The sequence below is a fragment of the Chryseobacterium sp. Chry.R1 genome (assembly GCF_039645525.1).
Classification (GTDB): domain Bacteria; phylum Bacteroidota; class Bacteroidia; order Flavobacteriales; family Weeksellaceae; genus Chryseobacterium; species Chryseobacterium proteolyticum.
In genome coordinates this window covers 2,235,476-2,257,341 of sequence record NZ_CP151793.1, presented here as the reverse complement: position 1 = coordinate 2,257,341, position 21,866 = coordinate 2,235,476, and the positions used below count along the sequence as shown (strand labels likewise).

Annotated in this window: 18 protein-coding genes; 6 read left to right on the top strand and 12 right to left on the bottom strand. The window is 35.6% G+C overall.

Annotation, left to right across the window (positions count from 1 at the left end):
- Positions 1-2 precede the first annotated feature (2 nt).
- Both AAEU33_RS10440 and AAEU33_RS10435 read left to right on the top strand, forming a co-directional pair.
- A complete protein-coding gene (locus AAEU33_RS10440) occupies positions 3-1,232 on the top strand; it encodes an FtsX-like permease family protein (RefSeq protein ID WP_172279632.1) in 1,230 nt (409 codons plus the stop codon).
- 124 nt (positions 1,233-1,356) lie between these two features.
- The gene (locus AAEU33_RS10435) at positions 1,357-2,340 is read left to right on the top strand and encodes a pyridoxal-phosphate dependent enzyme (protein WP_172279634.1); all 984 of its coding nucleotides are present in this window, start codon (positions 1,357-1,359) and stop codon (positions 2,338-2,340) included.
- A 40-nt stretch (positions 2,341-2,380) separates the two neighbouring features.
- Here the strand turns inward: AAEU33_RS10435 and AAEU33_RS10430 are convergent, their stop codons facing one another.
- From AAEU33_RS10430 to AAEU33_RS10420, 3 genes are read right to left on the bottom strand one after another with little or no spacing between them, the layout of a single operon-like run.
- Positions 2,381-2,905, bottom strand: coding sequence for a hypothetical protein (locus AAEU33_RS10430; protein ID WP_345992525.1), 525 nt, complete (start codon positions 2,903-2,905; stop codon positions 2,381-2,383).
- 41 nt (positions 2,906-2,946) lie between these two features.
- Positions 2,947-3,249: a chaperone modulator CbpM gene (locus AAEU33_RS10425; RefSeq protein WP_172279638.1), complete on the bottom strand. Its 303-nt coding sequence runs from the start codon at positions 3,247-3,249 to the stop codon at positions 2,947-2,949.
- 3 nt (positions 3,250-3,252) lie between these two features.
- The gene (locus AAEU33_RS10420) at positions 3,253-4,167 is read right to left on the bottom strand and encodes a J domain-containing protein (protein WP_345992523.1); all 915 of its coding nucleotides are present in this window, start codon (positions 4,165-4,167) and stop codon (positions 3,253-3,255) included.
- 94 nt (positions 4,168-4,261) lie between these two features.
- Between AAEU33_RS10420 and AAEU33_RS10415 the strand changes: the two genes are divergently transcribed.
- Positions 4,262-5,467: a cation:dicarboxylase symporter family transporter gene (locus tag AAEU33_RS10415; RefSeq protein WP_345992521.1), complete on the top strand. Its 1,206-nt coding sequence runs from the start codon at positions 4,262-4,264 to the stop codon at positions 5,465-5,467.
- 77 nt (positions 5,468-5,544) lie between these two features.
- Here AAEU33_RS10415 and AAEU33_RS10410 read toward each other — a convergent pair whose 3' ends face one another.
- Both AAEU33_RS10410 and AAEU33_RS10405 read right to left on the bottom strand, forming a co-directional pair.
- Positions 5,545-5,928, bottom strand: coding sequence for a DUF779 domain-containing protein (locus tag AAEU33_RS10410; RefSeq protein WP_345992519.1), 384 nt, complete (start codon positions 5,926-5,928; stop codon positions 5,545-5,547).
- A gap of 292 nt (positions 5,929-6,220) precedes the next feature.
- Entirely contained in the window at positions 6,221-7,750 is a 1,530-nt protein-coding gene (locus AAEU33_RS10405; protein ID WP_345992517.1) for an aldehyde dehydrogenase family protein, read from the bottom strand.
- Between the two features lie 176 nt (positions 7,751-7,926).
- Here AAEU33_RS10405 and AAEU33_RS10400 point away from each other — a divergent pair, with 176 nt between their 5' ends.
- Positions 7,927-8,850 carry a helix-turn-helix domain-containing protein gene (locus tag AAEU33_RS10400; RefSeq protein ID WP_345992515.1) on the top strand — a complete coding sequence of 308 codons (924 nt, stop codon included), beginning with the start codon at positions 7,927-7,929 and terminating at the stop codon, positions 8,848-8,850.
- Between the two features lie 27 nt (positions 8,851-8,877).
- Entirely contained in the window at positions 8,878-9,816 is a 939-nt protein-coding gene (locus AAEU33_RS10395) for an alpha/beta hydrolase (protein WP_345992513.1), read from the top strand.
- 41 nt (positions 9,817-9,857) lie between these two features.
- Here AAEU33_RS10395 and AAEU33_RS10390 read toward each other — a convergent pair whose 3' ends face one another.
- The 3 genes from AAEU33_RS10390 to AAEU33_RS10380 all read right to left on the bottom strand — a co-directional run bounded on the left by AAEU33_RS10390 (position 9,858) and on the right by AAEU33_RS10380 (position 15,921).
- On the bottom strand, positions 9,858-11,324 hold the full coding sequence (locus tag AAEU33_RS10390; protein WP_345992511.1) for a RagB/SusD family nutrient uptake outer membrane protein: 1,467 nt from the start codon (positions 11,322-11,324) through the stop codon (positions 9,858-9,860).
- Between the two features lie 11 nt (positions 11,325-11,335).
- The gene (locus AAEU33_RS10385) at positions 11,336-14,167 is read right to left on the bottom strand and encodes a SusC/RagA family TonB-linked outer membrane protein (protein ID WP_345992509.1); all 2,832 of its coding nucleotides are present in this window, start codon (positions 14,165-14,167) and stop codon (positions 11,336-11,338) included.
- Positions 14,168-14,592: 425 nt separating this feature from the next.
- Positions 14,593-15,921, bottom strand: a complete 1,329-nt coding sequence (locus tag AAEU33_RS10380; RefSeq protein WP_345992507.1) for a hydroxymethylglutaryl-CoA synthase — start codon at positions 15,919-15,921, stop codon at positions 14,593-14,595.
- A 151-nt stretch (positions 15,922-16,072) separates the two neighbouring features.
- Between AAEU33_RS10380 and AAEU33_RS10375 the strand changes: the two genes are divergently transcribed.
- Complete coding sequence (locus tag AAEU33_RS10375; protein ID WP_345992505.1) at positions 16,073-16,738, top strand: class I SAM-dependent methyltransferase; 666 nt, start codon at positions 16,073-16,075, stop codon at positions 16,736-16,738.
- Between the two features lie 83 nt (positions 16,739-16,821).
- Here the strand turns inward: AAEU33_RS10375 and AAEU33_RS10370 are convergent, their stop codons facing one another.
- The 4 genes from AAEU33_RS10370 to AAEU33_RS10355 all read right to left on the bottom strand — a co-directional run bounded on the left by AAEU33_RS10370 (position 16,822) and on the right by AAEU33_RS10355 (position 21,754).
- Positions 16,822-19,332, bottom strand: a complete 2,511-nt coding sequence (locus AAEU33_RS10370; RefSeq protein WP_345992503.1) for a M1 family aminopeptidase — start codon at positions 19,330-19,332, stop codon at positions 16,822-16,824.
- A gap of 2 nt (positions 19,333-19,334) precedes the next feature.
- On the bottom strand, positions 19,335-19,562 hold the full coding sequence (locus AAEU33_RS10365) for a hypothetical protein (RefSeq protein WP_172279749.1): 228 nt from the start codon (positions 19,560-19,562) through the stop codon (positions 19,335-19,337).
- A 4-nt stretch (positions 19,563-19,566) separates the two neighbouring features.
- The gene (locus AAEU33_RS10360) at positions 19,567-20,886 is read right to left on the bottom strand and encodes a serine hydrolase domain-containing protein (RefSeq protein ID WP_345992501.1); all 1,320 of its coding nucleotides are present in this window, start codon (positions 20,884-20,886) and stop codon (positions 19,567-19,569) included.
- A 73-nt stretch (positions 20,887-20,959) separates the two neighbouring features.
- On the bottom strand, positions 20,960-21,754 hold the full coding sequence (locus AAEU33_RS10355) for a thymidylate synthase (protein WP_345992499.1): 795 nt from the start codon (positions 21,752-21,754) through the stop codon (positions 20,960-20,962).
- Between the last annotated feature and the right edge of the window lie 112 nt (positions 21,755-21,866).

Below are 21,866 nucleotides of genomic sequence, written 5' to 3'. Positions count from 1 at the left end.
GCTTGAACTTTCCTTTATATTTCTCTAGAAAAATAGCGTTTTCCAAAGATAACAAAAATAATCTTTCAAGGGTTATCATCTTCATAGGCAGGCTTTCTGTAGCTTTAGGAATCATTGTATCATTGATTACCGTATCTACAGGATTTGGCTCAAAAAAAGCTATTAAAGAAAGACTGGCAGATTTCAGCGGACATATTACCGTAAAGTCCACACGATCCAATTCTTCATACAATACTTCTGTGCTTGATAAGCAGGGTTTAAATATTCAGAAAATAAAAGCACTTCCGGATGTTGAAAGTGTTCAGAAATATGCTATGGTTACAGGAATTATGCGGAATGAGCATAATTTTGCAGGCATTATTTTCAAAGGTGTAGGCAAGGACTTTGACAGTGCCCGTTTTAAAAAATTTCTCGTTGCCGGCACAACACCCAAAGTAACGGAGGTCGGCTATAACCATGGGGTAACGATTTCACAAAAGATCGCGAATGACCTCCATTTAAAAGTGAAAGACAGTATTGTTACCATATTTTCAAAGGCGGATCAGAAACCTATTTATCGAAAATTTGAAGTTGTGGGAATTTACCGAACGGACATTAAAATGATTGATGAACAATTTGTGATCGGTGGAATCAACCATGTGAGAAAAATTCAGGATATGAAACCGGATGATATTGGTGGACTGGATATCTTCTTTAAAAATGTAAATGATATCGATAGTGATTTCCCGGAAATTGAAAAGCTTATCGGCTATAAAAATTACGCGGAAAAAGCAACAGAGAAATTCCCACAGATTACAGACTGGATCAGCATTTTCGACACCAATATTGCATTGATCATTATTATCATGCTTATTGTGGTCATCATTAATATCATCATGGTTCTTTTGATCCTTATCATTGAAAGGACGAATTCAATCGGTCTCTTAAAAACCTTAGGAGCTAGCAATTCCCAGATCAGGGCTACATTCATTAATTATACTCTAATAATAATGGTTCCGGGGCTTTTATACGGAAATATTATAGGCCTTGGTCTCTTACTTTTACAGAAGTTTTTTGGAATTATAAAGCTGAATCCTGAAAATTATTATGTAAGTACAGTTCCCGTAGACCTTAATCCTATTGCTATTATTTCAATTTCTGTAGGAATTTTAATTATCTCGGCACTGGCATTGATCGTTCCAAGTTATCTGATCAGCAAGATTTCACCGGTTAAAGCGATCAAATACAATTAATTTCAGATTGTTTATTCTTCCCAATTGAGGTAATATACTTTATCTGTTAATAGTTCATTTTACATGTGGCCAAACTTCATAAATAATTTTAAAGCTGTATCTTTGCAAGGCTTATAAATTATGTATGAAATACGCAAAAAATATTCTTGAAACTATCGGAAATACTCCATTAGTAAAACTTAACAAAGTTTTGGGCGAGGATTTCCCTGCATTAGTTTTAGCCAAAGTAGAAACTTTCAACCCGGGAAATTCTGTAAAAGACAGAATGGCTGTTAAAATGATCGAAGATGCCGAAAAAGACGGCAGATTAAAACCGGGCGGAACAATCATTGAAGGAACTTCCGGAAATACAGGAATGGGATTAGCTCTTGCCGCTATCATCAAGGGGTACAAATGTATTTTTGTAACCAATTCCAAACAATCTAAAGAAAAATGTGATATTTTACGTGCTGTAGGAGCAGAAGTTATTGTTTGCCCTACAGATGTAAAGCCTACGGACCCTCGTTCTTATTATTCGGTTTCAAAAAGATTAGCCAAAGAAACTGAAAACGGATGGTATGTGAATCAATATGATAATTTATCCAACCGAGCAGCACATTATGAATCTACTGCTCCTGAAATCTGGGAACAAACAGAAGGAAAACTTACTCATTTTGTAGTCGGAGCCGGAACAGGAGGAACCATTACAGGATGTGGAACGTTCTTCAAAGAAAAAAATGAAAATATAAAAGTAATTGGTGTTGATACTTATGGTTCTATTTTAAAAGAATTCCATGAGACCGGTGAACTTCACTATGATCACGCATATACTTACATTACTGAAGGAATCGGAGAAGATATTATTCCTGAAAACTATGATATGTCGGTTATCGATCATTTTGAAAAAGTAACGGATAAAGATGGTGCCATTTATGCAAGAAAGCTTGCAAAAGAAGAAGGAATTTTCTGTGGATATTCAGCAGGAAGTGCTATATCAGCATTGGTACAAATGAAAGATCAGTTTACCAAAGATGACGTGATTGTTGTTTTACTCCATGACCATGGTTCAAGATATGTAGGTAAAATCTACAATGATGAATGGATGAAGGAAATGGGCTGGCTAGACTAAAAGGCAAATAAAAAAATCAGAGCGATCTGCTCTGATTTCTTTATTTAATATTTTTCTTTATTACCTGTTTCAATACGCTGTAATCCTGTTTATTCATTGACTTTGCAGGAAACATATAGTTGTATTTACCTTCCATCGAAATATAGTCTTCATAGGTTTCTGCAGTTACAAATTCACTCCACCTGCTGAGTTCGTGCTGCTCATTAAGATTAACATTGAAAGTTTCATTATTGAATCTTATTTCATAAATACCCGCATTCTCAAGTGATTTCAGATATCTTTTGACCTGTTTTTTCCATCTGGACACCTTATTGATGCTTACCGAAAGATACACAGCACAAAGAAGAAAAACAAAACTTATAAAATACAGAATTCCAAAGCTTTCTTTACTTAAATTTTCTTTTAAGGAAAATGTAATCAGAAAAATCAGAGCGACAACAATAGTGATAATGGTTTTACTTCTGTTCTCCGATGAGAAAAACAAACTTCCCTGGTTTCCTTTAAAGTAGATCTCTTCAAAATCTTTTCTGTTTACATGTAGCCTGATCACTTTCTCGTCACCCATTGTATAAAAAATTTAATTTGTTTACAGATTGCAAAACTAAATTAAATATCCTCATATCGATCACTTATTGCAGAAAGTTTGGCCAGTAAGTCTCTATTTTTTTGTTTAAGATCAGTCATTTTCTGAAGCATATCATTAATAACTTCTAAACCGGGAAGGTTTATTTCCAGATCATAATGCCAATTCGTGAATCTTTCAAAAGCAGGTAAATCTTCATACATCAAATAGCGCACATCATTTTCAGTCTGTACCTCAAGTAAGCCGCAGTCTACCAGCTCATCAAAGAAAGTAATTTCTATATTATATATTTTTACGAGTTCTTCCCGTGATATTCTTTCTTCCATGATCTAAGAATTTTTAAGTTGTTCAAAAAGTTCTTTTTGTTTCTCAGTAAGGTTTGTTGGCAACTTCACTTCATATGTTACGAACAGGTCTCCAAATTGACCTTCTTTCTTATATACGGGAAACCCTTTTCCTTTCAACCTCACCGTTAATCCACTTTGAGTCTCAGGTTTAACCTTTAAATTAACGCTTCCGTCCAGGGTATTTACTTTTACATCACCACCCAAAACAGCTGTATAAAGATCAATAGTAACTTTCGTTTTAAGATCATCTCCTACCCTCTCAAAATCCGGATCAGGTGAGATATTAAATGTAATGTACAAATCTCCCGAAGGACCTCCATTGATACCGGGGTTTCCGTGACCCTTTAATTTGATCTGTTGACCATCATAAACTCCGGCGGGAATTGTAATCCGTACTTTTTTGCCATTAATCTCAAAGGTTTGGGGATGTGTTTTGGCAGCATCTTTAAGATGTAAATTAAGCTCAGCCTGTACATCCTGTCCTTTAAATTTCCCGGAAGCACTACCTCGGGAGCTTCTTCCGAAACCTCCGCCTTGTCCAAACATACTCTGGAAAAAATCTGAAAAGTCCTCTCCTTCTCCAAAATCTGCACCGGAGAATCCACCACTGTAACCTTGCCCTTGATTTTGATATTGTCTTTGTTGCTGTTGAGCCTTTTCATATTCTTCACCATGTTTCCAGTTTTCTCCGTACTTATCATATTTGCTTCGGTTTTCCGGATTACTGAGAACCTCATTCGCTTCATTCAGTTCCTTGAATTTTCTCTCAGCCTCTTTGTCATCGGGATTAAGATCGGGATGTAATTTTCGAGCCAGCTTTCGGTATGCTTTTTTGATATCTTCCTGCGATGCTTTTTTATCTACCCCCAGAATTTTATAGTAATCTATATAAGCCATAGAAACGTTTATTTACTCAAATTTAAAAAATTTAACCCTGAAAATTATACAATAATATGTTAAAAATAAGCCTATCTTTGGTAAAAAGCAATACATGAAAGAAGTATTTAAAAACTACTCTGGAATTTTATTTTTACTCTTGGGAATCATAGTTGGAAGTATTATCGGGATCACTGCTCCCAATTTTGTAGGTTATATAAAACCGCTTGGAGACATTTTCCTTAATTTACTTTTTGTAAGCGTTGTTCCATTGATATTTTTTGCTGTGTCTAATTCTATAGCATCTTTAGAGCAACAATCAAAATTTGGAAAGATTATTGCGATGATGTCGTTTACCTTTCTATTTTTTATATTAACAGCAGCTGTTTTTACCATTATTGCTGTTTATCTTTTTCCTATGTCTCCTATTTCAGGAAGTTCACAGATCATTTCTGAAGGTAATGACAATGAAACCTGGGGAAACAGGATTGTGAGTTTCTTTACAGTTGGTGAATTCACAGAGCTGTTTTCCAGAAAGAATATGCTCGCCCTGCTAATATTTGCTTTTTTAACAGGTTTTGCGGCAAGAAAAACGGGAGAAACCGGCCAGCCATTCAGACTTTTCCTTGCTTCAGGATACGAGGTCATGAAAGAGCTGCTTTTACTGGTTATGAAGCTTGCTCCGATCGGGCTCGGGGCTTATTTTGCCTATCAGGTTGCTACTGTGGGTCCACAGCTTTTTGGTTTTTACGGAAAGCCACTAGGTATCTACTACATAGTGGGAACCATCTATTTCTTTTTATTTTTCACACTATATACCTTCATGGCCAACGGGCAAAAAGGAGTCAAGGATTTCTGGACAAATGCACCCTATCCTACGCTAACTGCTCTAAGTACCTGCAGTAGCTTTGCAACAATGCCTGCAAATTTGCAAGCAGCTTCGAAGATCGGAATACCAAGTTCTATTGCGAATCTCGTTATTCCGATTGGAACTACTTTACATAAAAACGGATCATCTATATCTTCAATCATCAAGATTTATGTCGCATTTCTAATTATCGGAAAAGATTTTTTTGAGCCTTCCAACCTGATTTTAGCTTTGGGAATTACAATATTTGTAAGTATTGTTGAGGGCGGAATACCTAATGGTGGTTATATCGGTGAGCTCCTGATGATTTCTGTATATAAATTACCTCATGAAGCGATTCCTGCCGTAATGATTATCGGAACATTGGTAGATCCATTAGCTACCGTTCTAAATGCCGTAGGAAATGTTGTGGCCGCCATGTTTGTAAACAGGTTCATAAAGGTAGATGGTTGAGAAGTTACTATAATTTTTAAGAGGAATACTCAAAATTAGTTTCTATCACTCTCTCTGATTTTACAGATCAGCTAGAGTTATTCGCTGCGTTTTACCGGTTCCAAATTTTTGTATTCTTCAGGAGTAAAAAGCTTGTAATGTACTTTAAATGTTTTTACTAAAGGTGTTTCCAGAGAAAAACCACCTGGTCCGAAACCATCTACAACATCTAATGTAAAGTGAGAATATTTCCAATACTCAAACAAATCACGATCGATCCAAAATTCATGTCTGTTGATCGTACCTATCATAGCATCATTCATTCTTGGAAAAAAACCTCCTTTTTCAAAACATTGAGGCTGAGTACCTTCACAACAACCGCCTGCCTGATAAAACATCAGGTCTCCATATTTTTCTTCTAGCTGCCAGATAACTTCAAGCGCTTTTTCCGTAGCAGATAACCTGGATATTTTGGGTTCCATTTCTGTAGGTTTTTAAGTTGATTTTTATACTGCAATAAACTACCAATTTTTCATGTAAGATTGTTAGTAAAGATCATCATTTACTCTTAGAATTATTCAAAAAACCTGACAAAAATGTCAGGTTACCTAAACTTAAGTATTAATCATAGGATGGCGAAAAAATTCTCCCTCATAAGTTTATTAATAATGGGCCTTATGGAATGGATCGAAACATGATAGTATCAGATTAGGCCGGCCGTTTTGCTCCGCTTAAATAACGGAACAAACGGACATGCCCTGATGTTAAAAAAAATTAAAAGAACCCTAATTTGTTTTTGTTGTAAGAGATCAACATATTTTTAGTCTGGCGATAATGGTCCAGCATCATTTTATGATTCTCCCTTCCAATTCCGGATTGTTTATATCCTCCAAAAGGTGCTCCTGCAGGATAAGAATGATACTGATTGACCCATACTCTTCCTGCCTGGATCTTACGGGGTACATTATACAATTGATGTGCATCTCTTGTCCATACTCCTGCACCAAGACCATAAATCGTATCATTAGCAATCTTTATTGCTTCTTCCTCATCTTTAAAAGTGGTAAAAGCTAAAACAGGCCCGAAAATTTCTTCCTGGAAAATCCTCATTCTATTGTTACCTTTGAAAATTGTGGGTTGAATGTAGTATCCATCTTCTAAACCTTCCCCGACATTATTTACATCACCACCCACAAGAACTTCAGCACCTTCTTCTTTCCCTAATTTGATATAGGACAATATTTTATCTTTCTGAATCTGGGAAGCCTGGGCACCCATCATTACGGTTTTATCTAAAGGATTTCCCAATTTAATCGCTTTTACCCGTTCAATTACTTTTGCTATAAAAGCATCAGCAATATCTTCCTGAACCAGTAACCTTGAAGGACAAGTACAAATCTCTCCCTGATTAAGAGCAAAAAGAACGGCACCTTCAATAGCTTTATCTAAAAACTCATCATCCGCATCCATTACAGAGCTGAAGAAAACATTCGGAGACTTTCCTCCAAGTTCCAGGGTAACTGGAATGATATTTTCAGTTGCATACTGCATCACCAGACGTCCTGTAGCTGTAGAGCCTGTAAAAGCTGCTTTTGATACTTTAGGATTGGTTACCAAAGCCCGGCCAAGCTCTGCCCCGAAACCGTTTACGATATTTACTACTCCGTCAGGTAGCAAATCACCGATTATTTCCATTAAAACCATGATAGAAACAGGAGTACTTTCTGCCGGTTTTAATACTACGCAATTTCCAGCTGCCAATGCAGGGGCCAATTTCCAGATTGCCATTAATAAAGGAAAATTCCATGGAATGATTTGTGCGATAACCCCCAGGGGTTCATGTACAATCAGAGAAACGGTATCTTTATCCAATTCATTGTGAGAGCCTTCTTCTGCACGGACTACAGAAGCGAAGTACCTGAAATGATCTACTGCTAAAGGTAAATCTGCAGCAAGGGTTTCCCTCACAGCTTTACCGTTGTCGATAGTTTCTACTGTTGCCAGGTATTCAAGGTTCTGCTCTATTCTGTCTGCAATCTTGTTTAAAATAATACTTCGTTCCGTTGAAGAGGTATCCTTCCAGGTTTGAAATGCCTTGTGAGCCGCGTCTACCGCTAATTCTAAATCTTCCTTGGAGGAATGAGCCGCTTGGGTAAAGTTTTTTCCGTTAACTGGAGAAACTACATCAAAATATTGTCCGTTCACCGGAGGTGTAAACTGACCATTAATATAATTATCATATTTACTTTTGAAATCAGGCCACTGTAAAACAGTTTCTGATTTTTGTTCTGTTATTGTGCTCATATCGTATTGTTTTAATTTCTGTTAAGCCAAATTACATTTCCCCAATAAGAACAGATAGCATAATCCTACAAAAAAACTTCAAAATCGTATTCACCAGGAATTTTATACTTTTTTAACAATACCTCGATTTTATATTTTCTTATATTTGATAGAATGGGTTTTAAAAATGTATAGAAATGAATGATAATAAGTTTTTATTAAATACTCCTGATGTGAAAAAAGAAAATCAGCTGATGAGCCTTGTTGAAAACCAAACGAAATTCAATCTCAACAATTGTGAGTTCAGTATCTATGAAACCCATAAAACTGCTTTTGGTGTAAAACTTCATTTTGATACCATTGCATTTACCGCTATGCTAAGAGGAAAAAAGCATATGAAACTGGAAAATAAAACAGGATATTTTGATTATTTTCCAGGAGAGAGCATACTGGTAGCACCAGGAGAAACAATGATTATTGATTTTCCTGAGGCTGATGAAACTCCATCACAATGTATTTCATTAAGTCTTAATCCTGATTTTATAGAAGATTCGCTTAACCATTTGAATTACACATTACCAAAGGTGGATGAAACTTCTCAATGGAATATTCAGCTGGATGAGTATTTTCTATTCAATAATAAATCTCTGGCTTCCGCTACCAACAATATCATGAGGATCGCTATGGATGATAATTCTCAAAAAGACATCATGGCTGATTTTGCCCTGAAGGAACTTTTGATAAGATTGATGCAGACCCAGGCGAGAGGTATGGTAGAGAAGAATATTGCAAAAAATAAATCGAGAATAGGTTTTGCCGTCGATTATATCAAAAAAAATCTTCATCAGAAACTTTCCATTGACAGCATTGCTAAACTTGCTTATGTCAGCAAATCAAATTTCTTTAAAATGTTTAAAGATGAACTAGGTACTTCACCCAATGATTTCATTTTACAAGAGCGAATCAACCGGGCTAAAGAATTATTGGCTACTCAGAATAGCATTAAAGAAACCGCTTATCAAACAGGTTTTTCAGATACAAATTATTTTACAAGAGTATTCAAACAACTTGTGGGAGTAACCCCAAAGACTTATCAGAATAAGGTTATATTCTTTGAATAAAAATCTTATTTCTTTTAGAAATATGACATGAAACGACTATTCGCTTTCGCGACCATATTACTTTTCTCAAGTAGTAAATACAATTCCCAAACTTCTACAAACAAGTTTGAGATTTCATCCGATCTGGAGCAAATTTCCTTATGGGTAAAAAGCAATATGCCTGATCAACTGGGTAGTAGAAATGCAGAAATGATAACTAATAAAGGATCTGTAACTCATGTTTCTGATCCAAGGTTAATTATTCATAGACCCAAAAATCCAAATGGTACAGCTATTTTAGTTATTAGCGGTGGCGGATATGCTCACATCGAATTAGGAAAAGAAAGCACACCAACTTCGAAATGGTTGCAGTCAGAAGGGATAACTGCGTTTGAACTTATTTATAGATTACCACAAGAAGGTTGGAAAACTACCAATGTTCCTTTTGAAGATGCACAAAGAGCTATGCGGATGATCAGAAGTTCAGCCAAAAATTATGGTATAGATCCTCATAAAATTGGCATCTTAGGGTTCTCAGCCGGTGGACATTTAGCCGGAATGATTGCCACGCAACCTAATAAGATGTTTTATAAACCCGTCGACGATATAGATTCTTTATCTGCAAGACCCAATTTTGTAGGATTGATTTATCCGGTTATTTCAATGCTTCCTCCCAACAATAAGACCCATGCTTTTAAGAGTATTCTTGGGAAAAATCCATCAACTTCCGAGGAAATAGAATTCTCTGTGGAAAGGCAGGTGGATAGTCAAACACCACCAACTTTTTTAGCACAAGCAATTAACGATCCTATTTCTCCTGTGGAAAATAGTTTGTTAATCAATAACGCCCTAAAGAAGGTAAAAGTTCCTGTTGAAATGCATTTGTTTCAGACTGGTGGTCATGGTTGGGGATTGGGTAAGAAAGGGAGCGAGGTTGCGGCGTGGCCGGGTCTTTTTAGGGAGTGGGTGGAAATGAGTAATAAATAAAGCCATGCTTGAGACATGGCTTTGTAAATATTGATACAAGATTAATATCCCGGATTTTGTTTGAGGTTTGGATTAAGATTAATTGCTTCTTGTGGAATTGGCAATACAAATCTGTGACTATTTACCGGTAAAGTTTTCAAAGCTCCGGTTGGAGCATCTGTCCCACTACCATTGGCTGCTGAACCGTAATCTGATCGTACAACCGCCTGCCCTAATCTTTTTATAGTCCAGAACCTATCGTTTTCAAAAGCCAATTCTAACCTTCTCTCCTCATAAATAGCATTTAACAAATTACTTCCAGTCTCGGTTCCCGGAACAAATGTTTCATATCTCTGTTCCCTTACTTTATTAAGTAATGCAAGCGCCAGAGCAGGATTTGGCGTTGAAGATTTCATATAAGCTTCTGCGACATTCAAATACACTTCCGAAGATCTCAAAAACTTAATATCTACAACCTGTCTTACTGTTGAATTCGCTCTTGTTCTATACTTGATAACATGATTATATGGTGTCGTTCCAAAATTAGCAGTAACAACATAGGCTGTTTTCCGAATATCATTATCTGTGTACTTTGTAAATAAATCATAATTTACGTTATACTCCGATCTTATTCCCGACACTTCCTGATTATAAGCTACTCCTACCGTAACATTATCTGCAGATATATTAGAATTTAAAATGGTGAACAATTCTCCATCATCAGATGCATCCCTCCAAATATTTACAAAATTACTTCTCATTCCTACAGATGGAGACGCTGCTATGCATTGCTCTCCGTATTCAATAGCCTTACTGTAATTACCCCTATATAAGTATATACGAGATAAAAAGCCTAAAACGGATGTTTTATTAAGCCTCCCAACCCCTCCATTGGTAGTATTAATTTTATTTAAAGCGTCTTCTAAATCAGCTATAATCTTATCATATGTCATACTTACTGAGGCATCTCTTGCTGGTTTCATAGCAGGATTAAAGGTCGTTACATAGGCAATTCCCATAGAAGAAGATGCATCAGAACTTTGTGTGGGAATTTTTGCATACGCCCGTACCAGATCGAAGTGTGCAATTGCTCTAATCGCTTTAGCCTCGCCTTCTATGTTTCTCATGTAATTACTATAAGGAACTTTATTTAAATTGTCCAGAACAAGATTAGCTTTAGAAATTACATTATAGGCTGATCCGTAAAGTGCAGTAACAGCTGTTGATTGTGGAGTGTAAGACCATTCATAGGCTGCCTTATTCGTTTGTCTGCCTTCTGTATTTAATATAAGATTATCAGCTAATACATCCCCAAGTATAATTGAACTTCCAGTATCTCCATTATAATATGTAGGACTTTTAAAAGCATCATATGCACCGTCAACTACTACTCTGTAATTAGATTCAGAAGTGAAAATGGTTTCCGGAGTATCCTGATTATTGGGAAGTACATTAAATCTATCATCACTACATTGAATAGTAAAAAATGACAGGAGAGATATTATTGATATATTTAGTAACTTTTTCATGTTTCAATTGTTTAAAATTCTATTTCAATTCCAAATAAAAATGTTTTTACAGCAGGATAGCTATACAAAGCAAATGCCCCATTGATGAATGTCTGTCCGGCACCAGTCTGATTTTCACCTGAACCTACTGATACTTCAGGATCTCCTTGAAATTTTGTCCAAGTAGCAAGATTCTGTCCTGTTAATGATAATCGTATCTTATTGACTGGTAATGACTCACCAATTGTCCTTTTATCGAATGTATATCCAATACTCACATTTCTTAATCTGATGTATGAAGCATCTTGTAAGAAACGGTCGGTCGCCTGCAAACCTGTAATACCACCAGGAGCATTAGTTGTATTATTCGGTCTTGGCAATACATTTGTTTGTCCAGGAGCTGTCCAATAGTTCGCTGCATCAGCCCTCATATTGCTTGTAGTACCATTACTATAATTTAACATATTAAGAGCCATATAATTATATGTATAATTTCCAGATTTAAAAGTAAAATCAGCCTGTAAATCAAAGCTCTTATAAGATAAACTTGTACCAAATCCTCCGTAAAACTTAGGAAGTGGAGATTTATTTTCGATTAGTACCGCATCATTAGAATTATAAACTTCTGTGGTGCCTCCATCTTTAGTGTAATATATTTCGTTTCCGTTTGCAGAATTAATTCCGGCACTCCTTACCAGAAAAAATGAAAATGGCTCATATCCTTCCCTTAGAATATTGATTCCATAAATTCTTTCAGTTTCACCATCTCTTAATTTATTAAGCTTATAGCTCATTATGCTTGTATTTGCTCTTAAACTCCACATAAATCCACTAGATTTTATAACATCTGCAGATAAGCTAATCTCTAAACCTTTATTAGAAAGGTTTCCTGCGTTTATATTTGTGGAATAAGCCCCTCCTTCAGAACTGAAATTAGGAACAGATAAAATAAAATCCTTCTTCTGGTCAATAAAATAGTCTACGGTTCCTCTTATTCTATTCTTTAAAAACCCAAATTCAGCGCCATAATTTTGTGATTTAGTAACTTCCCATTTTAGGTCGGGATTACCATAATTAGCATTTGTAGTTATGGTAGGAAAATTTCCATAAACACCACCGGACATTAAAACGTTATTTAAATTAAGTCCAATATTGTTGTAGCCTCTAGTTCCAATTGATGCTCTCAGTTTTAAAAGAGATAAAATATTGTTGTTTTTCAAAAAACTCTCATTTGTAACATTCCATGCTCCACTTAAAGACCAAAATGGCTCAGATTTAACATTATTTCTTCCAAATCTTGAATCTTTATCCTGTCTGACAGAAGCCGTTACAATATATTTTTTTGCATAATCATAGGTAAGAAAAGCTCCATAAGAAAATGTCCTAAATAGTTCATCATAGCCTGCTACTGCAAAGGGTGTAGAAGCATTCCCTAACTCACTTAAAGAAGGAGATGAAAAGTTTCTCCCTGTACCGCTTATATAATCATTTCTAAATTCAGTGTATTCAACTAGTCCCAATAAGTCAAAATTATGTTCACCAAATGACTTAACGTAATTAAGCGTATTAGAATTAGTATATCTGAAACGGTTTTGATTTTGTTCAACAACACTTCCATTAATTCCTAATATATTATCGAGAAAAGAGCCCCGTAAAACCTTTGATGTTCTTCTGATATTATTAAAATAGCCACCTAATTGACTTTTAAAATTCAATCCCTCAGCAATTTTATACTGAGCAAATATATTTCCGTCAAAAATCAATGAATTGATATTTTCAGGGTTATTCTTAAGAGCTTCTAGTATTGGAAATCCCTGGCGGGTAGGATTATAGCTTCCATCGGCTCTATAAACCGGCTCAAAACTATTATAATCATACATTGCCCTAAATGGATTTTGAGTATTATTTCGATCTCTTATTTCTTGGGATGCACTGTAATTAACTCCCATTGATGCACCAAAGCTTAATCTATCGGTGGGATTAGCTTCATATTTCATCCTCCCAGTATATCTTTTGTAGGCATGAATATTTTGAACAATTCCATTGTCTGAATCATATCCTAATGAGATTGTATATTTAGATTTATCATTACCACCTCTAATCCCTAGCTGGTACGATTCAATAAATGAAGTTCTTAATATATCCCGCTGCCAATTATGGTCTAATGCGAGTGCAGCACTGGTTGCTTCATTACTCCATTGTTTATATCCGGGGATTCCCAAACCAACCATCTTATTCTCATAATCAATTTTTTCTGCCGAATTCATCATCCGAAAATTAATGTCTTTGATTTTTTCAGAAAATCCCATACGCGAGCTTAATGTAATAACAGGCTTTCCAGATTTTCCACTTTTTGTAGTTAAGACAATAACACCATTTGCCCCCTGTGAACCGTAGATTGCTGCCGCTGCAGCATCTTTTAAAACCGAGATATTTTCATAATCACTAGGATTAATTGAATTAAAAACATCTTGTGCTCTTTGATCATTTCCAACAATAAAACCATCAATAACAAATAATGGATTAGAAGCACCAACTGATGTGGTTATATTTCCTAGTCCTCTAATATTAATGGCAGATCCTCCTCCAGGTTTTCCATTCAACGCAGAAATATCCACCCCAGCAGCTTTACCTTGTAACGCATTACTTCCCATTGTTGAAGCAGAAAAGTTGGATAAAGATTTTCCAGACACCACCGTAATAGCAGAAGTGACCTCATCTTTGCTTTTTTTCTGATATCCGGTTACTACAACCTCTTCAATTTTTGCTTCCTTTAAGGTATCGCTGGCTTTTTTCTGAGCATGTACAGTTTGTCCCGTAAAAAATAAAACAGCAGTTGTTATCATGCATAATTTTACATTCATGTTCTTTTATTTAGTATTATGGCTGTAAATATGTTAATAAAAATTAACATTAACAAAACTAAAACACTGACAAACAATTAATTATATATAAAAAAAATCATTTTTGTCAACAAAAAAAGCTAATATTATAATCCTTAAACTTCTTATAACCTTTATATTTTTTAACAAATTAATGTTTAAGTAAAAAAAATAAACATCAATAAGACAAATAAAAACTTCACAACTATTAAGAAAGAAATCAAATAATATTAAATAAATAAACTTAAAATATTAAAATATTAAATAAAATAAAGACTACTTTAGGCATATTAAAGTAATTTAACACCTATAACACCCCTTCTTTTTCACCAATTTATGTACGTAACAAAAAAAACATCCCATAAAGAGATGTTTTTCATGAATTCGTTTTTTAATTTACTCCTATTTTATTTCTGATATGAATAATATCTTGCTCCTTTTAGCAATGGATTTTCAAGCTCTACTGATTGCAATCCGAATCCTGCATAATTTTCATTAACAGATTGATCCAGTTGCTTTCTGTGCAATTTTTCATACGTTTCAAAATTAACAGGTGTTCTTTTCTTTAGGTTGTCAAATAAGTTCCATTGAGAAACAACAGTCTTCCAGTTTCCGGAAATCTTAGCGGCAAATACCTTGGATTTCGACCCACTTCCATAGCCTAAAAATCCTATTTCCTTACCCTCTAATTCTTCATTTTCATTGTATGATATCTGTAATGCGGAAAGCAAAGCCATAAATATGGAAGCAGTATACATATTTCCTATTTCAGAGGATGCCCTTTGGGTTCTTTCTATTTTATTATTGATAAATTGCAGATATCCTTCAGATTTAGCCACTGTTTTTTGTTCTTCAAGGGTTTCGTAGCTCAATCCATTTTCCAGGCTATAAATCTCTGTGAATACCCTCTTTCCATGGAAGGCATAAGGCAGATGGAAAATCAGATATCTCCAGTCTTTATAAGGCTTATCCTTACCACTGATTTCTTTATAATGATCATAAGCTTCTCTGATTCGATCCTGATAACATTGGTTAGAATATTGTCCGTCAAAAACCGGCTCATCCGTAAAAACCTCTATCTTATCCGCAAAAGAGTCCGGAGCATCTTTCAGATCTTCTTTTTTGTAGTGACGTCGGGGTTTGAAAAAATCAAAAACACTTTCGGTTGCAACTCCCCATTGATTCTCAATTTCCAAGAGGTTGGGCCGGGAAGAGACCAATAGGGCTACAGCTCCTCCTCCTTGTGTATATTCACCCGATGAAGCCAGCTCGTATTTTGCGTAATCACTCGCTATGACAATAGCTTTTTTTTCAGGGTTTACCCTCACAAAATCCAGGGAATTATGTAATGCATCGACAGCTCCTACACAAGCAAAGGTCATGTCCACAACATCACAATTTCTAAAACATCGTTCTCCATATTTTTCCTCTAGCACTTTTTCCACCATCTGCATAGCATAAGATGCTGTTGGTTTTGCGGCATCCAAAGCACTTTCAGTTCCAAGATAAATTCTTGCAATATCCTTAGGATTGATGTTATAGTCTTTTATCAGTTTAAGTAACGCTTCAGCAGCAAAAGTAGCTGCATCTTCATGGACATCAGGAAAGCCCATTTTATGTAAACCTAAGCCCTTTTCTAATTTCGCAGGATCAATTCCCCTTACCTCAGCTAAATCTTTAATTTCCAAATACAAAGAAGGCACATGATAGCTAGCTGCCTCTATTCCAAAAGTCATACAGTAAAATTATAAAAGGCAAATTTAGAAATTATTGATAACAACACCCCTAATTTTCAGATTAATATTATTACTTTGCATTCCGATGTATGCTATTGCAAAAAATATTGTAAAAAAAATACTGCCTCAAAAATTTCTTTTTGAAAACGAAATGTTTTTCAGAAAAGCTTTGTATCCCCTTTACAAGGGAAAGGATTATGAATGCAATATCTGCCGTTCCAGACTTAAAGAGTTTGTAAGATTAGAAAACGGAAATCTATTATGCCCTGTTTGCGGAAGCTTACCAAGATCACGAAGGCTGTATAAAATCCTGACTGAAAATTATCTGAAAGAAGGATTTACCATTTTAGATTTTTCGCCTTCAAGAGCAATCTTCCGTGCTTTAAAACATAAAAAGCAAATCAAGTATTTTCCAACAGATTTTGAAAATGAATTTTTAGCAGATTATCATTTTGATATTACTAAAATTGATGTGGAAGCCGAAAAATTCGACCTTATTATATGCTATCACATTCTTGAGCATATCGAAAATGATGGTGCTGCAATGAAAGAATTACACAGGGTTTTAAAAACAGGTAAAACACTTTTAATTCAGACTCCGTTTAAAGAAGGTGACATCTACGAAAACCCTGAAGTTAAAACATCAGAAGAAAGACTTCAACACTTCGGCCAGAAAGACCATGTACGAATCTATTCCGTTAATGGATTGGTTCAGCGATTAAAAGATTCCGGATTTCAGACAGAGATAAAAACTTATGAAAAAGATACTTATTGGGGCTTTTCTGACCAGGAAACCATTATCTATTGTACGAAATAGATAAAATTCGTGAAAACCAGGATATTTTCCGGTCCGGATAGAAAATATAAAAGGGCTGCTCATACTGAGCAGCCCTTATTTGATTATTTGTAATCCTCAATACTTTTATTCAAGGCATCGATTTGTTTATTAATGCTTGCAGCATTTTGTGGGTTCTGTTTTAAAAGTTCCATTTTTTTACTAAGACCATCTTTCAACATTTGAGAGATCATCATTTTAGCCTGAGGATTCTGAGCTACCTGACCTTTTGCCTGCGCCAGCAACTTGGTAATGCTTTGTGTTGCCGCAATATTGTCGGAGGTCATGATCCAATTGAAACCTTCTTCTGCAGATTTTCCTAATTCAGGATTCTGGAATTTAATGAATGGATAAAATGCCGCTATAGGAGCTATATTGGCCATTTGTGAGGAAACCTTATTCTTTACGACAATGGGTAACAATTGTGCCAGAAGCTCATCAGAAGCTCCCTTTAAATCAATTTTATCCGCTAATGTACCGGCTTTGGAAGGATCAACAGTAAGTATAGCTGACAGGGAATTACCGCGTACAGAATTAGAAACAGCCCCCACTCCTTTTTCAAAGACCGGAAGATACTTTTTATCTTTTGTTTTTGCTAAAGCAGCAACCGCAGCACCCTGAACTAATGTTTTAGGGTCATTTGTTGCTAGTTTTTCAACGTCAGCAGCCAAAGCTTTTGCTTGCTCAGGGTTCGAAAGATCCATCAGTTCCAAGGCTTTCATTCTTACTCTGAAATAAGGGTCTTTCAAAGCAGCAGACAATAATTTTGTAGCTGCAGGGTTTTTACCAACCTGATCTTTAATGGCTTTTAGCGCTGTATATCTGCTCTTAAACTCTTTGGACCCATTGAATTGTATCAGATTCTGTTCAGGAGTTTTTGTTTCCGTAATTTCTGAAACTAATATTCCGTCAGCATTGATATTAACCAGATCCGGAGTTTTTGAAACATCAAAATTAAACGTATTCTTTGCTTCAGCATTTACCCACACATTATATCTTTTCGGTTTTCCGTTATCATAAACATCTATTGCCAATGGAAACTGAAAAGGCTGTTCCTGGCTTTGACTGATCACCAGGCTGATCTGTTTTTTAACAGGTTCAAAAGTATAAGAATAACTCAATTTGGGATGCCCGCTTCCAAAATACCATTGATTGAAGAACCAATTCAGATCCTTTCCGGAAACCTTTTCAAAAGAAAGTCTTAGCTGATGAGCCTCTCCGTTTTTGTATTCATTCGTTTTCAGATAGTCATTCATTCCGGCAAAGAAAGCGTCGTCCCCAAGATAGTTCCTCAACATATGAAGGATGCCACCCCCTTTCTGATAAGTTACCAAATCAAAAACATCTTCACGGGAATCATAATTAAAACGAACCAGGTTTTTATTAAAATCAGCCGGATTATGAATGTACATATTCACATCGCTCATCTGATGATAGTCCGCCTGATCTTTACCATATTTATATTCGTTCCATAAGTATTCCGAATAATTGGCAAATGATTCATTTACGGTAAGATTACTCCAGCTTTCCGCAGTTACAAGATCCCCAAACCAGTGGTGGAATAATTCGTGAGCAATTGTATCTTCCCATTTATTTTCGTCAATTAATTGTCCCGGTTTCTGTAAAATATCACTTCCATGCAGTGTTGCTGTCGTATTTTCCATAGCCCCACTTACATAATCCCTTCCGGATATCTGTGCATATTTTGCCCAAGGATAATCGTAACCCATTTTCTTTGAGAAAAATTCGATCATTTCAGGAGTATTTCCATAGATCTGCTTTGCATAAGGTTCATATTCTTTTTCAATATAATAATCCACCGGAATATTCTTCCATTTATCTTTCACGATCGCATAATCCCCCACTCCCATAAAAAACAGATAAGTTGAATGTCTTTTATCCATCACCCAATGATCTGTTCTCAGTCCATTCGCTTCTTTCTGGGAATCTTTTAATAATCCATTAGAAAGAGTCACATATTTTTCAGGAACCGTCATATAAATTTCCTGCGTTGTCTTTTGATTCGGTTTATCAATGGTTGGAAACCAGGCGGAAGAAGATTCGGTTTCACCCTGTGTCCAGATTTGGGTTGGTTTATCCGGATCTTTGCCCTGAGCATTAATGAAATATAAACCTTTTGCATCATTGATGGCAGCACTTCCTTCTTGTTTTACTTCATTTGGACGGGAAGTGTATTTGATGTACACTGTGTAATCCTGATCTTTCTGATATGTTTTATCCAAAGTAATGGTTAACACATCGTCTTTATATTCATACTTTAAAGGAGATTTCTTACCATTGTTATCTAAAGCGACTTCATGGATCAGCATACTTTTCGCATCAAGAACCAGCTGATTGGTAGGATAAAAATACGGTGAAGCGGTAAGCCACTCCTCTCCGTTCATCTGTTCTTTCTGGTAGTCAAAATTGACTTTAAGTTTGGTATGCTTTAGTTCTGTTACTTTAGTGTGTGTGGCCCTGTAGACTTTTTCTCTCCCTGAAGTTTCAGTTTGTGCTGATACGTTTGCAGAAAAGAAAATCGCTAGTACCGCAATCGATAAAATGGCTTTTTTCATTATTACTTAGAATTATTTTTAGTTAAAATCTCAAAAATGTCATTGACTAATGTTTCATAATCACCTTTTTTAAGTTGTTCCTTTGTTTTTGCAAAAGCTTTCTTCAACTCGCTTTCAGGGTTTTCTTCATCAATAATTTCAGCAGAATTCACTCCTTTTAATTGGAGAATGGCATTCCTTAGCATTTCGAGATCTGCTTTTTGATCCGTATTTATTTTTATATATTTCATTATATTATTCTTTAATAAATTTCACTTTATTACCTCCCTGCAAAATTAGAAGCTGCCTTTTTGTAACATCAAAATCAATAACAATTCCCGCAGTATCAAACTTAAAACTTGTTTGAGAAGTTGCTTCTAAAGGAAAAGCACCTTGTCCCGTAGCCTGGGCCATTAATACTTTATCTTTAATGAAAATGGTAATTTTCGTCGGCATTTGTGCCGTCGCGTATGTTCCGGTAAATTTTTGAAGCTCACTTTCCGGAAGATTCACTACATTAAAATTCGGAATTTCAAAACTTTTTCCATAAGCTGCACTTAAAGCGGTGATCGAAATATTATTATTGTCAAAATTACTTTGATTACTGATCATAGCAAAAGTTTTCTCGCCGTCAGGGAAGTAATACAATATAGAGCTAAAATGATCTATTCCTCCGTTATGCCCAAAACCTGTTTTTCCCATAAAAGGAACTTCAGCCAGGCCAAAACCATAATGGTCTTTAAAATTACGCATTTTATCTAAACTTTCTCTGGAAATCAATTTACCTGAAACCAGTGCATTTATAAAAATAATCAATTCTGAAGGGGTAGAAACCAAATTTCCTGCGCCCAAGGGAACAGACATATCTGTTTCGGCACTTCTTACATAATTCCCATTTTCATAAGTGTACGAATGGGCCATATTTTCTAAAGATTCTATCTTTCCTCCTGCTTTTGTATATTTTAGTTGTAAAGGTTTTGCTATAAACTCTTCAATAAGCTTTGCGTAAGACTTTTTATAAACTTTTTCCAGAATAAAACCCAGCAAAGAATAATTCGAGTTGCTGTAACTGAATTGAGCACCAGGTTCAAAATCTGAGCCTGCCTTTTGAATAATATCGATAAGCTTTTCCTGGGAAACAGGTTGTAAATAGTAGGATGCATACAAGGCATCATCAGTGAAATTATGAATCCCGCTTCTATGATTTAAAAGATTTTCTACTTTGATCTTCTCAGCGTTCTTTATTTGAGGAAAGAATTGGCTTAATGGGGTATCCAGTGTTAGTTTTTTGTCCTCTACCGCCTTCATGATCAAAACGGCTGTAAAAGTCTTTGTTATGGAACCGATCCTGTAAACCGTATTAAGATCTGCTTTTTTCCTAGCTTCAACATCAGAAAATCCAATCGCGTTGGAATAAATTATTTTTCCGTGATCTGCAATGGCAAAACTTCCCATCACCTTGTGCTCGCTATCCAGAGCTTTAAAATAATTGTCCAGTTTTTCCTTATCAATATTCTGGGCAAAACTGAAACTGAAAACTCCGATGGAAACGCAAAGAAATATCTTTTTTAACATACTAATGACATTTCATTAATAGGTCATAAAATATGAAGATTTGTTACATATTCAGTAACGTATGAAAATAGTACTAGATCGCCACAGGAGCCTTAATTCCAGGATGTGGATCATAATTCTCCAATGTAAAATCTTCAAAATTGAAATCGAAAATATCCTTGATTTCAGGATTTAATTTCATTGTCGGAAGAGGTCTTGTGTCTCTCGAAAGTTGTCTTTGAACCTGTTCGAAATGATTATTATAAATGTGGACATCTCCAAAACTGTGGACGTAATCTCCAACTTCAAGATCGCATACCTGAGCTACCATCATTAACAACAGGGCATAGCTGGCAATATTAAAAGGAACCCCAAGGAATACATCAGCACTTCTCTGATATAGTTGTAAAGACAATTTCCCGTCAGCAACGTAAAATTGAAATAATGCATGGCAAGGTGCTAAAGCCATATTAGGAATTTCCGCTACGTTCCACGCAGAAACGATCAATCTTCTGGAATCAGGATTTTTTTTGATCTGATCGATCACTTCTGAGATCTGATCAACCACTTTATTATCGGCACCTCTCCAGCTTCTCCACTGCGCTCCGTAAACAGGACCTAAGTCTCCGTTTTCATCCGCCCATTCATCCCAGATGCTCACTCCGTTATCCTTTAAATACTGGATATTGGTATCTCCTTTTAAGAACCAAAGCAATTCATAAATTATAGATTTCAAATGCACTTTCTTGGTGGTTACCAAGGGAAAACCTTTTGACAAATCATATCTCAGCTGATATCCGAAAACGCTTCTTGTTCCGGTTCCTGTTCTATCAGTTTTATCTGTTCCGTTATCCAGAATATGCTGTAAAAGGTCTAAGTAGTTTTGCATTGTGAAAGTTTAATTATTGTGCTTTTAGTAAATTCTAACAGATGTCAAAGTTAATAAAAAAACAGTTGTGAATTTATTTTTCACACTGTTTAACTTTTATTTTTATCCGGCT